This window comes from [Actinomadura] parvosata subsp. kistnae (assembly GCF_900323885.1).
Taxonomy (GTDB): domain Bacteria; phylum Actinomycetota; class Actinomycetes; order Streptosporangiales; family Streptosporangiaceae; genus Nonomuraea; species Nonomuraea composti.
This window is the reverse complement of sequence record NZ_OOHJ01000018.1, coordinates 1387257-1401717: the sequence shown is the minus strand read 5'-3', so window position 1 is coordinate 1401717 and position 14461 is coordinate 1387257. Positions and strand designations below refer to the sequence as shown.

Genomic DNA, 14461 nt, shown 5'->3' with positions numbered 1-14461 from the left:
GTACTGGGCCCGCCGGTGGGTACTGGGCCCGCCGGTGGGTACGGGTCCGTCGGTTGGTATTAGGTCCGGAGCGGGTCAACTTTCCTTCCCCAATCGGCAAGCCGTCGCGCCCGATCCTGTATACGGGCGCACGCTGGCCGCATGGGTGTGAAGGTCAGTGTGATCATCAATGTCCACAATCCGGGTGACACCGCCGACGCGTGCGTCCGCTCCGCGCTGGAGCAGACCATGCCCCGGGACGAGTACGAGGTCATCGTCGTGGACGACGGTTCCACCGACGGGACGGCCGAGCGCCTCGACACCCTGGCCTCCGTCAGGAAGAACGTGCGCGCGCTGCACCTGCCGTACACGGGCTCGCCCTCGCGGGCCCGCAACGTCGGCCTGGCCGCGGCCGCCGGCGACTACGTGTACTTCCTGGAGCCCGGCGACCGCCTGGAGCGGGACGCGCTGGAACGCATGCACGACCGGGCCGTGGAGTCCGACGCGGACGTGCTGGTCGGCCGCCTGGTCCGCGACTTCGGGCCGCCGATGACCGCCTTCGCGCGCAGCACCGGCCGCGCCGACATCCTGCGCGACCGGCTGCTCACCCTGCTCTACCCGCAGCAGCTCTACCGGCGCGCCTTCCTGGAGGAGCACGAGCTGGGCTTCTCCGTGCCGGGCAGCCGGATGGGGGAGCAGGCGTTCGTGCTGCGCGCCTACCTGCATGCCAAGGTGGTCGCGGTGCTGGCCGAGCACGTCTGCTGCCACCTGGGCGAGCGCCCGCGCGTCGAGGAGGAGCCGCGGGCGATCGTCAAGGAGCTGCTGAAGCTGCTCGACGACATCGACACCTACGTGGGCGAGGGGCGCCAGCGCGACCGCATGTACGCGTACTGGCTGCGCTACGCCGTCCTGCGCCCGCTGCTGACCGCCAGGTTCGCCGACTCGTCCGTGGACCGGGGCATGCACTTCCGCGTCGTGCAGGAGCTGGTGGGGCGGCGCTTCCCGGAGCGCCTGGACCGGTACCTGCCGGTGCAGCTGCGCGTCGTGGCCGCGTACGTGCGCATGGGCCGCCTCGACCAGATCGTGCTCATGTCGAACTCGACCAGGCGCGCGGGCCTGCGCGCCGACCTCACCGAGGTGCGCTGGGACGCCCACGTCCTGGTGCTCGGGCTGACCGCCGAGGTGCTGGCCGGCGACGGCAGCCCCGACCGGTACCAGGTGGACGGCGACCGCCTGCACTGGATCCCGCCGCGCTCCCTGGAGACCAGGAAGCTGCCCCCGGACGCCACCGACATCACCAAGGACGTCGAGCGGGCCCGCATCGAGCTGTACGTGCGCCACACCGAGACGGGCGTCGTGCACTTCCTGCCGCTCACCCAGCGCGTCGAGCGCGTCCCCGCGGGCCGCCGCCGGGTCCGCGTGCGCATCAAGGGCGAGACCCGGCTGGACGTCACCACGGCCGCCCTGGGCGGGCCGCTGCGGCCCGGCCAGTGGGAGGTGCACGTGCGCATGTTCAGCGGGGCCAGCCAGGCCAGGAGCCGCGTCAGCCACCCCGACGGGCCGCTCAACTGCCTGGGCGTGCTGGCCCAGCGGCCCAGGATGCGCCTCGTGGTGCCGTGCTGGAGCGACGCGGGCGAGCTGGGGCTGGCCATCGAGCCGCGCTCGTTCTCCGAGTCGATCAAGCTGGTGTCACCGGGGGTGACGGTCAAGCACCTCGGGCGGCACCTGTACGTCGTGCTGCCGGTCCCGTACGTGCCGCCGAGCGGCGGCCCCGCGCTGGAGCTGGTCCTGCGCAACACCGGCAGGCGCGGCCGCGAGGTGAGCGCGCCCGCCCTGGTCGAGGCCGGGGTGCCGGGCCGGCTGGCCGGGCAGCTCGTCGCCAAGGTGCCGATCAAGCGCCTGATGCCCGGCGCCGAGGAGCTGGGGCCGGGCCGCTGGCAGTGCACGCTGCGCTCCTCCGACGAGGAGGTGGGGCTGCGGTTCGCGCTGGAGATGCACCGGGGCAGGATCGAGGTCAGGCCGGCCGCGGCCGTCGACCCCGGGCGCCGCTCGCCCCTGGGCCGCGACACCGTCTGGCACCGGCTCGGCCGCAGGCTGCCCGGCGCGCGGCACATCGTCCGCCTGGCGCGCGCGGGCAGGCACCGCTACCTCATGGACTGACCCAGCCCTCCAGCTCCTCGAAGGCGCTCCTGAAGGCCGGGAGCATCGGCTTGAGCCGGTCGGGGTAGACGTCCACGAGGCTGTCGAGATGGTTGCCGCCCTCCACCCGGTGGTAGCGGAACGGGCGGTGCGGGCCGACCATCTTCGCGTACACGTCGGAGTCGCGAGAGATCGGCAGCAGCGTGTCCAGCGTGCCGTGCAGGGTGATCAGCGGCTTGGTGATCCGGCCGGTCAGCGCGATCTTCGCGACCGCCGCGTACGGCCGGCGCTCGTCGTAGTCGTAGTCGGCGGCGGCGCCCTGGTAGGACGGGTCCAGCTCCTTCTGGTAGAGCTGCTGGGTCAGCTCCCAGTAGTACTGCCGGTGGAACGGCCACAGGAACTCCGAGCCCGCGGCGAACCCGGCCGCCCGCACCCCGGCCTCGTCCGGGTACGCCTTCAGCGCGGGCGGCAGGAAGTTCAGCAGGTTGTCGCCCTTGACCCGCCAGAGCGTGCCCTCCCAGTCCACGCCGCCGTCGTAGAGCCAGCCCCGGTTCTCCAGCTGCCAGCGCACCAGGTAGCCGCCGTTGGAGATGCCCGCGGCGAACGTGCGCGCGGGCTTCCTGCCGTACCGCTGCCTGACCACCGCCTTGGCGGCCACCGTGAGCTGGGTGACGCGCTCGTTCCACTCGGCGATGGCGTCGCCGGGGCGGCGGCCGTCCTCGTGGAAGTTCACGCCCACGTTGCCCTTGTCGGTGGAGGCGAACGCGTACCCCTTGGACAGCACCCAGTCGGAGATCGTGTAGTCGTTGGCGTACTGCTCCCGGTTGCCGGGCGTGCCGGCGACGATGAGGCCGCCGTTCCACTCGTCCGGCAGCCTGATCACGAATTGGGAGTCGTGGTTCCAGCCGTGGGTGGCGTTGCCGGTGGAGGTGTCGGGGAAGTAGCCGTCGATCTGGACGCCGGGCACGCCGGTGGGGTTGACCGTGGCCGCCGAGTGCAGCCCGGCCCAGTCCGCCGGGTCGGTGTGCCCGGTCCGCGTCGTGCCGGCCGTGGTCAGGTCGCCGAGCGCGGCGATCTCCACGTGCTCGGCGCCCGGCACCGCGAGCCGCGGTACGGGGGTCAGTAAGCTCGCTACGAGCGTGAGCGCGACCAGCATCTACGCCTCCCTCAGGTGCTCGGCCAGCAGCCGCTGGAACTGTTCCGGGTGCTCCAGGTGCGGGCTGTGGCCGCACTCGTCCAGCACCACCTCCCGGTACGCGCCGTACCGCGCCAGCACGGCCCTGGTCTGGCTCACCATGGGCTGGGCCGGGGTGCCGGGGGAGCCGGGCACGAGGCCGAGCGCGCCCAGGTGGGCGAGGTCGAACAGCGAGGTGTCGGAGACGATCACGTCGTCGGCGCCCCTGATCCACAGGATCGGCGGCCTGGGGCCGATCTCGTGCAGGTCGCCGAGGCGGAAGTGGGTGGGCGCGCAGGCGTTGAGCACGCCGGTCTTGCCCGGGGCCACGCCCGGCCAGGCGGCGGAGGTCGCGGCGTCGCCGGGGTAGTGGGCGTCGCCGACCCGCGTGGTGAGCATCGCCCGGACGTAGAAGTCCTCGTCGGGGATGGGGCGGTGGTCGACGTAGGCGGAGCGGAAGACGCTGCGCGGCGAGGTGGGCGACTCGTCCGACAGGTCGCCCGCCTGGAGCCGGGTCACGAAGTCGGGGTTCGCGGCGCCGGCGCCCGATCCCGTGCCGTCGGGGTGGGTGAGCCGCCCGTCCGGGCCCTCCGTGCCGCCGAAGCCGTACGGGGAGATCGGGTTGACCAGCGTGACGCTCCGGACGGCCTCAGGGTGGTCGCGCAGCACCTGCAGCACGATGCCGCCGCCCAGGCTCCAGCCCACCAGGTGCACCCGGTCGAGACCGAGCGCCTCGACGAGCTCGATGACGTCGTCGGAGTAGTCGCGCAGGCCCCTCGTGGCGTCCACCGGGGCCGGGTCCGTCTCGCCGAACCCGCGCAAATCCACCGCCAGCAGCCGGTACCCGTCCGGCAGCGCGGCCATGGCGTCGCGCCAGAAGGCGGCGGAGGAGACGTTGCCGTGCACGAACAGCACGGGCTCGCCGGCGGTCCTGCCCTCGACGGTCAGGACGTGCTGGGTGAGCCTCGGCGTGGTGACCTTCATTTCACGTAAGTCCTCTCGGCCAGGTCGCTGCCCCGAGTCTCGCGGGCCGCGTACACCGAGACCAGGGTGAGCAGCGCCGCGATCCCGAGGTAGGCCGAGATGGGCACGCTGCTGGCGTACTTCTGGAGCAGGGCGACCGCGATGATCGGGGCCAGCGCGCCGGCCACGATGGCCGAGAGCTGCGCGCCGATGGAGACGCCGGTGTAGCGCGTCCTGGTGCCGAACAGCTCGGAGAAGAAGGCCGCCTGCGGGCCGTACATCATGCCGTGGAAGAGCAGGCCGACCGTGACGGCCAGGGTGATCGCCAGGAAGTTGCCGGTGTCCACGAGCGGGAAGAACGCGAAGATCCACACCCCGATGCCGGCGGCGCCCGACAGGTAGATCGGGCGGCGGCCGAGCCGGTCGGACAGCGCCCCCACAGCGGGATCGTCACGAAGTGGATGCCCGAGGAGACCAGCACCGCGTTCAGCACCGTGGAGTTGTCGATGCCGGTCTGCTTGGCGTAGGTGATGACGAAGACGGTCAGCAGGTAGAACGAGATGTTCTCCGCCAGCCGGGCGCCGATCGCGACCAGCACGTCCTTGCTGTGGTGGCGCAGCACCCCGACGATCGGGGCCCGCGGCTCCGGCGGGGCCTCCTGGAAGACCCGCGACTCGGTGATCGTCAGCCTGATCCACAGGCCGATCAGCACCAGCACGCCCGACAGCAGGAACGGCACCCGCCACCCCCACGCCAGGAACGCCTCGTCCGACTGCCAGGCGGCCAGCGCCGCCAGCACGCCGGTGGCCAGCAGGTTGCCGCCGGGGGCGCCCGCCTGCGGCCAGGAGGCCCAGAAGCCGCGCCGCGCCGTGTCGCCGTGCTCGGAGACGATCAGCACCGCGCCGCCCCACTCACCGCCGAGCGCGAAGCCCTGCACGAGCCGCAGCGCCGTCAGCACCAGCGCCGCCGCCGGGCCCAGCGTCTCGTACGTCGGCAGGCAGCCGATCAGGAACGTCGCCGTGCCCATCATCAGCAGGCTGACGACCAGCAGCGTCTTGCGGCCGACCCGGTCGCCGAAGTGGCCGAAGACCAGGCCGCCGAGCGGGCGGGCGACGAATCCGACGGCGTAGGTGAGGAACGACAGCAGCGTGCCGGTCAGCGGGTCGGACTCGGGGAAGAAGAGCTTGTTGAACACGAGGGCGGCTGCCGAGCCGTACAGGAAGAAGTCGTACCACTCGATGGTGGTGCCGATCAGGCTCGCGGCGACGATCTTCTTGATGGAAGTGGCCATGCCGGTCACCGTAGGTTGTGACCGGGGTCACTCATATGGTGCTGGGGCCCATAGTGTCGGGCGTGTCTGTGTGGCCGAGCCGGTGCAGGCGGAGGGCGAGCTGGATCTCCAGCGCCCGCTCCGGCGCCGGCCAGCCCTCGCCGAGCAGCTTGCCGATCCGGTCGAGGCGCTGCGTGACGGTGTTGACGTGGATGTGCATGGCCTCGGCCGTGCGGGACGGCGAGCCGCCGGTGCCGAAGTACGCGGCCAGCGTGTCGACCAGGGCGGTGCCCCTGCGGGCGTCGTAGTCGATCACCGGGCCCAGCGTGCGCGCGACGAAGCCGGGCACGTCGCGGCCGTCGCCGACGAGCAGCCCCACGAAGCCCAGCTCGCTCGCGCTCGCCCCGTCACCGGCCCGCCCGAGCGCGATCAGCGCCTCCGCGCACCTGCGCGCCTCCTGGTAGGCGGCGGCCACGTTCGCCGGGTCGCCCGCGCGGGACGCGCCCGCCGTGGCGGGGCTGTGCAGCGACGCCGTCAGCTCGCGTGCCACCCGCTGCGCCAGCCCGCCCGCGTCGTCGCCCGGCAGCAGCAGCACCACCTCGTCGGCCCGCCCGGCGGCCAGCCCGTGCCGCAGCGTCGCCTGCGAGGAGGCCCAGAACGCCGCCCGCTCGCGCTGCCCGGAATGCTTGGCGACCACCAGCACGTGCGGCGCGCCCAGGTCCATGCCCAGCCGCCGCGCCCGGTCGGCCAGCCCCGGCGAGCCGGGCCGCGAAATCAGGTCGTCGAGCAGCTCGCCCCTGACCCGCCCCTCGGCCTCGGCCACGCTCCTGCGGAACAGCAGCAGCAACGCGCACACCAGCGCCGCCCGCTCGAGGATCCGCTCGTCGGCGTCGTCGCTGCGCAGCAGCAGCGTGCACAGCGGCTCACCGCCCACGTCCACCGACGCGATCAGCAGATCACCCCTGCGCACGGTACGCCCCAGCGCCCTGGACGCCTGCGCCGCCTCGAACACCCCCGAGTCGAGCTCGCCCACGTCACCGCTGATAGCCCGCCCCAGGTCGTCCAGCACCGCCAGCGAGCCGCCCAGCACGTCGGTCACCACGGCCGCGACGTCCTCGATGCCGCCGCCGCGCAACACCAGCGACGTCATCCGGTCGTGCGCCATCGCCGCCCGCTCCACGGCCTCGCCGTGCTCCCTGGCGGTCCGGTGCGCCTGGGACAGCTCCTCCAGCGCGTTCCTGGTCTCCTGCAGCAGCCGGGCGTTGTCGATCGCGACCGCGGCGTGCGCGGCCAGGCTGGCCAGCAGCGACACCTCCTCCTGGTGGAACGGCCGCGCGCTGCGGTTGGCCGCCATCAGCACGCCGATCACCCGCTGCCCCAGCCGCAGCGGCACCCCGAGGATCGCGACCAGGCCCTCCTCCTTGACCGCGTCGTCGATGTGCTCCCGGTGCCGGAAGCGGGCGTCGGCGAAGTAGTCGGCCGTCGCGTACGGCACCGCCGTCTGCGCCACCAGCCCGCCCAGCCCGTGCCCCATCGCCAGCCGCAACGCCCGGAACTTGGCCGAGATCGACCCGTCCGTGACCCGCATGTAGGTGTCGCCCCGCTCGGGGTCGTGCAGCGTCATGTACGCGACGTCGGTGGCCAGGAGCTGCCTGGCCCGGTGCACGATGGCCTCCAGCACGGCGTCGAGGTCGCGCAGCGCCGCCAGGTCGCCCGCCGTGTCGTACAGGGCCGACAGCTCCGCCTCCCGCCTGGCCCGCCGCTTCAGCAGGTCGCGGACCTTGAGCGCCTCGACCTTGGCCCGCTCCAGCTCCTCGATCGTGGCCGGGTCCGCGCCGGACGCCCTGGCCTGGATGATCGGCCCCTCGAACTCGACCGCCGACGCCTCCCTGGCCAGCAACTCCAGGAACCGGATGCTCACTAGCGGGCCGTCCAGCCACCGTCCACCGGCAGCGACACCCCGGTGATGAACGCCCCGGCCGGGCCGCACAGGTAGGCGACCAGCTCGGCCACCTCCTCGGGCTCGATCAGGCGCTTGATCGCCGCCGGGGCCAGCATGATGTCGCGCACCACCTCGTCCTGCTCGATGCCGTGCACCCTGGCCTGGTCGGCGATCTGCGCCTCCACCAGCCCCGTGCGCACGTAGGCCGGGCAGACGCAGGTGGAGGTCACCCCGTGCGGGGCCCCTTCGAGCGCCACGACCTTGGAGAAGCCCTCCAGCGCGTGCTTGGCCGTCGTGTACGCCGACTTGAACGGCGAGGCCCGCAGCCCGTGCACCGACGAGATGTTCACGAACCGGCCCCAGCCCCTGGCGTACATGCCGGGCAGCACCCTGCGCGCGATCAGGAACGGCGCCTCGACCATCACCCTCAGCATCGTGGCGAACACCTCGGGCGGGAACTCCTCGATCGGCGCCACGTGCTGGAACCCCGCGTTGTTGACCACGATGTCCACCGGCTCGTCGGGCAGCGCCGCCACGAACCCTGGATCGCTCAGATCGGCCACCACCGCGGTGCCGCCCACCTCGGCGGCCACCTTCTCGGCGGGCTCGGCCCGCAGGTCGACGACCAGCACCCTGGCCCCGGCCGCGGCCAGCCGCCGGGCGCACGCCGCCCCGATGCCGGCCCGGCCCCCGTCACCAGCGCGGTGCGCCCCGTCAGCTCCTTCGCCATACCTCGCCACCCTAAGCGCTCACCTCACCGCGACGCATGGGTGCCGGCGACATAGATGGCTGGCTCGCTATGTGGATCAAGCGCTTCTGCTATGGTGACGGCATGATCGCGTACTCGTTCCTGTGGTGGCCCGCCTCCTAGGCGGACCTCCGGCGCGATACGCACACGGCCGCCTCGACGAGGCGGCCGTCACCGTTGCTGTGGGTGCCCCCCGTCGAGACCAGACACGAAGGGGGCACTCATGACCACCACCTGGCCACGGATCCTCACCACGCTGCTCGACGGCGCGTCCCTCACCTCCGCCCAGGCCGCCTGGGCCATGGACCAGATCATGTCCGGCCTGGCCACCGACGCCCAGATCGCCGCGTTCGCGGTCGCGCTGCGCGCCAAGGGCGAGACCGTGGCCGAGGTGTCCGGCCTCGCCGACGGCATGCTGGCCAAGGCCCTCGCGATCCGGGTGCCCGGCGACCCCGTCGACCTCGTCGGCACCGGCGGCGACCGCGCCAACACCGTGAACGTCTCCACCATGGCCGCCATCGTCACCGCCGCCGCCGGCGCCAAGGTGGTCAAGCACGGCGGCCGGGCCGCCTCCTCCATGGCGGGCGCGGCCGACGTCCTCGAAGAGCTCGGCGTGGTCATCGACCTGCCGCCCGCCGCCGTGGTGCGGGTGGCCGACGAGGTCGGCATCACGTTCTGCTTCGCCGCCGCCTTCAACCCGGCGCTGAGACGCACCTCCCGGCCGCGCCGCGAGCTGGGCGTCCCCACCGTCTTCAACTTCCTCGGGCCGCTCACCAACCCCGCGCTGCCCTCCGCGCAGGCCGTCGGGGTCTTCCACGCGTCCATGGCGCCGACCATCGCGGGCGTGCTCGCCGAGCGCGGCTGCTCCGCGCTCGTCTTCCGCGGCGACGACGGGCTCGACGAGCTCACCACCTGCGGCCCCTCGTCCATCTGGGTCGTCCGCCGGGGCCGCGTCACGCCCGCCGCCTTCGACCCGCTCGACCTGGCCATCCCCCGCGCCCGCATCGACGACCTGCGCGGCGGCGACGCCCGCCACAACGCCGGCGTGGCCCGCGCCGTGCTGTCCGGCGAGCGCGGCCCCGTGCGCGACATCGTCCTGCTGAACGCCGCCGCCGCCCTGGTGGCCGCCGACGGCACCCCGCCGGCGGCCGAGCTCACCCCCGCCCTGGCCGCCGGCTACAAGCGGGCCGCCGACGCCGTCGACTCCGGCGCCGCGCTCTCCCTGCTCACCCGCTGGGCCCACGCCACCCGGCAGGAGGCCGCCGCCGTGCGCTCGGTCAGGGCCTAGCTTCTCAAGGCCGGGTCATAGAGAGGACGTCGAGCGCGGCGTCGAGCTGCTCCTCCGTGAGCTTGCCCGCGGCCACGTGGCCGCGCTCGATGACGACCTCCCTGATCGTCTTACGCTCCGCCAGCGCCTGCTTGGCGATCTTCGCCGCCTCCTCGTAGCCGACGTACTTGTTCAGCGGGGTGACGATCGACGGGGACGACTCGGCGTACTCGCGCAGCCGCTCCACGTTCGCCGTGATGCCGGCCACGCAGCGGTCGGCGAGCAGCCGCGAGACGTTCGCCAGCAGCCTGATCGACTCCAGGATGTTGCGCGCGATGAGCGGGAGCTGCACGTTCAGCTCGAAGTTGCCCGACGCGCCCGCGAACGTGATCGCCGCGTCGTTGCCGATCACCTGGGCCGCGACCATGGCCGTGGCCTCGGGGATCACCGGGTTCACCTTGCCCGGCATGATCGACGAGCCCGGCTGGAGGTCGGGCAGGTTGATCTCCCCGAGCCCGGCGCGCGGCCCCGAGCCCATCCACCGCAGATCGTTGGCGATCTTGGTCAGCGACACCGCCACCACCTTGAGCTGCCCGACAGCTCCACGATGGAATCCTGCGCGCCCTGAGCCTCGAAATGGTCGGCCGCCTCCTGGAACGGGATGCCCGTCGCCTCACGCAGCTTGGCGATGGCCTCCTGCGCGAAACCCTGCGGCGTGTTGATGCCCGTGCCCACCGCCGTGCCGCCCAGCGGCAGCTCCAGCACGTGCTCCAGAGCCGCCGACACCCGGACGACGCCGTGCTCCACCTGCGTGGCGTACCCGCCGAACTCCTGGCCCAGCGTCACCGGCGTCGCGTCCATCAGATGCGTGCGCCCCGACTTCACCACGCCGTCGAACTCGATCGCCTTCTCCCGCAGCGCCGCCGCCAGATGCCTGAGTGAGGGCAGCAGGTGGAAGGTCACCTCCGTCGCCGCCGCCACGTGGATCGACGTCGGGAACACGTCGTTGGACGACTGCGAGGCGTTCACGTGGTCGTTGGCGTGCACCGGGCGGCCCAGCCGCTCCTCGGCCAGCGTCGCGATCACCTCGTTGGCGTTCATGTTCGACGAGGTGCCCGAACCCGTCTGGAAGACGTCGATCGGGAAGTCGGCGTCGTGCTCGTTCTCCGCCACGTCCGCGGCGGCCTGCGCGATCGCCTCGGCCATGTCCTTGTCGATCACGCCCAGCTCGCCGTTGACCTCCGCCGCGACCGCCTTGATCAGGCCGAGCGCGGCGATGTGCGACGGCTCCAGCGGCCGGCCTGAGATCGGGAAATTCTCCACTGCCCGCTGGGTCTGCGCCCGCCACTTGGCGCCGGACGGCACGCGTACCTCGCCCATCGAGTCATGTTCGATCCGGAACTCGCTCATGACTTCCAGTCTGACCCACGAGCCCCCGGACGGCCGGAAGGCCCCCCGGCTCCCTTCAGCTCGAGAACAGGGCCACGATCAGCACGGCGATCACCACGGCGGCCGCGGCGGCCACCGCCATGAGCACCAGCATGCCGTTGCGGTTGCCCGCCGGGCGCTTCTCCTCGGGGCCCGCGATCGCGAACAGGTCCGTACCGAGGCCGTGCCCGCCGAACTGCGGCCCAGGACCGCCCTGCTGCTGCGGCTGGGGGCCCGACGGGGGCTGAGGGTGCGGCTGCGGCGGCTGGCCGGGCGGGGGAGCGGGCACCGGGTAGACCTGCTGGCCCGGCGAGCCCTTCGGGATGCGGGTCGTCGCGTTCGAGCTGTCGTCGGTGAGGTGCTGCGCCGGCCGGCCGCCCTGCTGCTGCGCCCCGGGCAACGGGCCCTTGGGGCGGGAGATGCTGACCGTCCGCTCGGGGTCGTAGTCGCCCTCCGGCTCGGCGGGCGCGCCGGCGTGCGGCCCCTGCGGGTAACCGCCGGAGGCGGCCTGCGGCACGGTCGGCGCGTTCGCCCCACGCCCCGGCCCCTGCGGTCCGGCCGGTCCCGGCGCTCCGTGCGGCCCGGTCGGCCCCTGAGGCCCGGTCGGTCCCTGAGGCCCGGTCGGTCCTTGCGGGCCTGGCCGTGCACCGGGCCCTGTCGCGGCGTGCGGCCCCGATGGGCCGCCGGGCCCTGCCGCCCCCTGCGGTCCGGATGCGGCGCCGGGTCCTGCGGCCTGCGGTCCGGACGCGCCGCCCGGTCCTGCTGCCTGCGGCCCCGTCGGGGCACCCGGGCGCGGTGCGGCCTGCGGTCCCGTGGGGGCGTTCGGGCCTGAGCCGGCGGGGCCCTGGGCTCCTGGCGGCCGCTGTCCAGGGCCGAAGGCGCCCGGCCCGTTGAACGCGTTGGGGCCGCTGAAGGCGTTCGGCCCGGTGGGCTGCGGCCCGCTCATGCCCTGCATCGCGTGCCCCACAGCAGGGCCGCCCGGCCCGCCGGCGCCCGCGGGCACCGGACCGCCCGGCCCCTGCCCAGGACCGCCGGGTCCTTGTCCGGGGCCGCCCGGGCCCTGACCAGGAGCCCCTGCCCGCTGTCCAGGCGGCCCGTAGGGGCCTGCCCGGCCGGGGCGCGGCCTCCGGGGCCCTGACCGGGCGCGCCGGGGCCTGCGGGGCCCTGAGGGCCTCCGGGGTTCTGCTGGGCGGCGAACGGATCGGGCAAAGCGGCCTCCTGCGCCATAAGAGCCTCGGCCGTCAGCACCGGCATCTCGCTCGTCGGGGTGTCGGCGACCATGCGCAGCAGGGTCTCCGCCTTGGCAGCGCTGAGCCGCTGCCGGTAGTCCTTGTTCAGCAGCCCGTTCAGAGCGGGCCTGAGCTGGCCCGCCCGCGTGGGCGGGTCGGCGCTCTCGGTGAGCAGCGCCGCCAGCGTCTCCGCGATGGTGGAGCGCTCGTACGCCGGCCGCCCCTCGACGGCGAAGTAGAGGGTGGCGCCGAGCGACCAGAGGTCGGACTCGGGGCCGGTGTACTCGCCCCTGGCACGTTCCGGGGCGGTGTAGCCGGGTGAGCCGATCACCATGCCGGTCTTCGTCAGCCGGGAGTCGCCCTCGGCCTTGGCGATGCCGAAGTCGGTCAGCACCACGCGCCCGCTCTCGGTGATGAGCACGTTGCCGGGCTTGACGTCGCGGTGGGTGATGCCTTGGGCGTGCGCGGCGCGCAGCGCCCCGAGCAGGTCGACGCCGATCTCGGCCACGAGCCGGGGCGGCAGCGGCCCCTCCTCCTCGATGACCTGCTCCAGCGAGCGGGCCTCGATGAGCTCCATGATGATCCAGGGGCTGTTGTCCTGGATCAGCACGTCGTGGATGGAGGCCACCGACGGGTGGCTGATGCGGGAGGCGAGGCGGCCCTCGCGCACCATACGTTCGCGCAGCTCGGCCCGCTGTTCCTCGGTGAGACTCGAGTCTTGGCGGATTTCCTTGACCGCCACCTCGCGCCCGAGCGCGCGGTCGCGGGCGCGCCACACCGTGCCCATCGTGCCCCGCCCGAGCGGGGTGATGAGCTCGTAGCGCTCCGCGAGCAGGCGTGTCTGCTGTTCCGGCATGAGAAGAAGATATCGATTCTCGCTTGGGAAGTGCTTTACCCTCGCTTGCGAAGTTCTCTTGGCCAGAACCGCCGAGGAAGGCACAACTTTATCACCGTCGCTTTGAAACGGGCATAAGCCGACGGTGCGGGCCGGGGCTCGACGCGCTTCCTGTGGACGCCTTCACCGGCCTTGCGTTCCTGCCGGGGCGGGGGCACGTTCACGGCGCCCGCGGGCGGGTCGGCCCGGTGCAGCCCGCGGTGCGCGGGCCTGCGCACGAAAGGGCCTTGCGGGATGGGGATCGGCGACGCGGGCCTGCGCGGGGTCAGCGGCTCCTCGGCGGAGCCGCCGGCGGCGACCCTGGTCAGCATGAGCGAGGCACGCACGGAGTCGAGCCTGGTGGCGGGGTCGATGCGGAGCAGCGCGTCGAGCACGGGCGCCAGCGGGCCCGCCTTGGTCATCGGGATCGGCTCGCCGCTGGTCAGTGCCGCGAGCGCGGCGGCGGCCGTACGCCTGCCGTGCAGGCCCCTGCCCTCGACGGCGGTGTAGAGGGTCGCGCCGAGCGACCACAGGTCGGCGGCGGGGCTGGCCTTCGCGCCGAGCACCCGCTCTGGAGCGATGTATCCGGCGGATCCGAGAACGATGCCCGCCTGGGTGATGGAAACGTCACCTTCGAGCGCGGCCAGGCCGAAGTCGGTGAGCACCGCGCGGTCCTCCGTCACCAGCACGTTGCTGGGCTTCACGTCGCGGTGCAGGATGCCCTTGGCGTGCACGGCGCGCAGCGCGCCGAGGATCTGCCGGCCGATCTCGGCGGCCCGGCGCGGGTGGAGCGGTCCTTCCTCCTGGATGAGCTGCTCAAGGGACTTGGCGCGCAGCAGCTCCATCACGATCCACGGCCGGTCGTCCTCGGTGACGACGTCGAAGACGGTGATCACGGACGGGTGCGCGACCATCGCGGTCGCGCGGCCCTCGCGCTCGGTGCGCGCGCACAGCTCGGCGCGCAGCTCCTCGTCGAGCACGGTCGGCAGCCGCACTTCCTTGACCGCAACGTCGCGGTCGAGCAGCTCGTCATGTGCCCGCCAGACGGTGCCCATGCCGCCGCGACCGACCGGCTCCATCAGCCGATAGCGCGCGGCGAGGAGGTATCCGGAGGGCGCACGCATGGCAGGCAGCTTACCTATTTGTGTAAACCGACCAGTAGAGGCGGGGCCGATAATTTGTTGCGAACTTAAGTCAACCCGTCTGACTCGTCACGTCAGCAAACCACCTGGCCGCATCCTCCCTGTTGGTGAGGCCATGCGCTTTCGCGACGGACTCTTGGGGCGGACGTTGCGACACCGAAGGTAGTACGCGGGCCGCGCCGCGTCGAGCGGATGCGGTCATCCGGAAGTCCGCACCCGTTCGGCAGCCGTGTTCCCGCCGACCACTCTCAGCGCGTTTCCGCAGCTCATCGGCCGTTTGTGCCGCTCAGCACAACTGCCTGCCGA

Annotated in this window: 8 protein-coding genes and 3 pseudogenes; 2 read left to right on the top strand and 9 right to left on the bottom strand. The window is 73.0% G+C overall.

Annotated features, from left to right (window positions below; all coding sequences use genetic code 11):
* Positions 1–141 precede the first annotated feature (141 nt).
* Positions 142–2139, top strand: coding sequence for a glycosyltransferase family 2 protein (locus KIS93_RS26475; RefSeq protein WP_080045142.1), 1998 nt, complete (start codon positions 142–144; stop codon positions 2137–2139).
* On the opposite strand, the gene KIS93_RS26470 is transcribed toward KIS93_RS26475, so the two are convergent.
* The 5 genes and pseudogenes from KIS93_RS26470 to KIS93_RS26450 form a co-directional block, all read right to left on the bottom strand.
* Positions 2129–3274 carry an alpha/beta hydrolase family protein gene (locus KIS93_RS26470; protein WP_080045143.1) on the bottom strand — a complete coding sequence of 382 codons (1146 nt, stop codon included), beginning with the start codon at positions 3272–3274 and terminating at the stop codon, positions 2129–2131. The two genes, KIS93_RS26475 and KIS93_RS26470, sit on opposite strands and share 11 nt — an antisense overlap.
* Positions 3275–4276 carry an alpha/beta fold hydrolase gene (locus tag KIS93_RS26465; protein WP_080045144.1) on the bottom strand — a complete coding sequence of 334 codons (1002 nt, stop codon included), beginning with the start codon at positions 4274–4276 and terminating at the stop codon, positions 3275–3277.
* Positions 4273–5546, bottom strand: a pseudogene (locus KIS93_RS26460) (MFS transporter). The gene KIS93_RS26465 and the pseudogene KIS93_RS26460 overlap by 4 nt, the downstream one beginning before the upstream one ends.
* A gap of 31 nt (positions 5547–5577) precedes the next feature.
* Positions 5578–7446 carry a helix-turn-helix domain-containing protein gene (locus tag KIS93_RS26455; RefSeq protein WP_230465787.1) on the bottom strand — a complete coding sequence of 623 codons (1869 nt, stop codon included), beginning with the start codon at positions 7444–7446 and terminating at the stop codon, positions 5578–5580.
* Positions 7446–8197: pseudogene (locus KIS93_RS26450) on the bottom strand (3-hydroxybutyrate dehydrogenase). Before KIS93_RS26450 ends, KIS93_RS26455 begins: the two are co-directional and overlap by 1 nt.
* Positions 8198–8438: 241 nt before the next feature.
* On the opposite strand from KIS93_RS26450, the gene trpD reads away from it, so the two are divergent.
* Positions 8439–9503, top strand: coding sequence for an anthranilate phosphoribosyltransferase (gene trpD / locus KIS93_RS26445; protein WP_080045146.1), 1065 nt, complete (start codon positions 8439–8441; stop codon positions 9501–9503).
* Positions 9504–9507: 4 nt separating this feature from the next.
* Here the strand turns inward: trpD and KIS93_RS26440 are convergent.
* The 4 genes and pseudogenes from KIS93_RS26440 to KIS93_RS26425 form a co-directional block, all read right to left on the bottom strand.
* Positions 9508–10892: pseudogene (locus tag KIS93_RS26440) on the bottom strand (class II fumarate hydratase).
* 55 nt (positions 10893–10947) lie between these two features.
* On the bottom strand, positions 10948–11427 hold the full coding sequence (locus KIS93_RS26435) for a hypothetical protein (protein ID WP_186404451.1): 480 nt from the start codon (positions 11425–11427) through the stop codon (positions 10948–10950).
* Positions 11428–11852: 425 nt separating this feature from the next.
* Positions 11853–12995 carry a serine/threonine-protein kinase gene (locus KIS93_RS26430; RefSeq protein ID WP_186404450.1) on the bottom strand — a complete coding sequence of 381 codons (1143 nt, stop codon included), beginning with the start codon at positions 12993–12995 and terminating at the stop codon, positions 11853–11855.
* A gap of 35 nt (positions 12996–13030) precedes the next feature.
* Positions 13031–14137: a serine/threonine-protein kinase gene (locus KIS93_RS26425; RefSeq protein ID WP_080045149.1), complete on the bottom strand. Its 1107-nt coding sequence runs from the start codon at positions 14135–14137 to the stop codon at positions 13031–13033.
* Positions 14138–14461 lie beyond the last annotated feature (324 nt).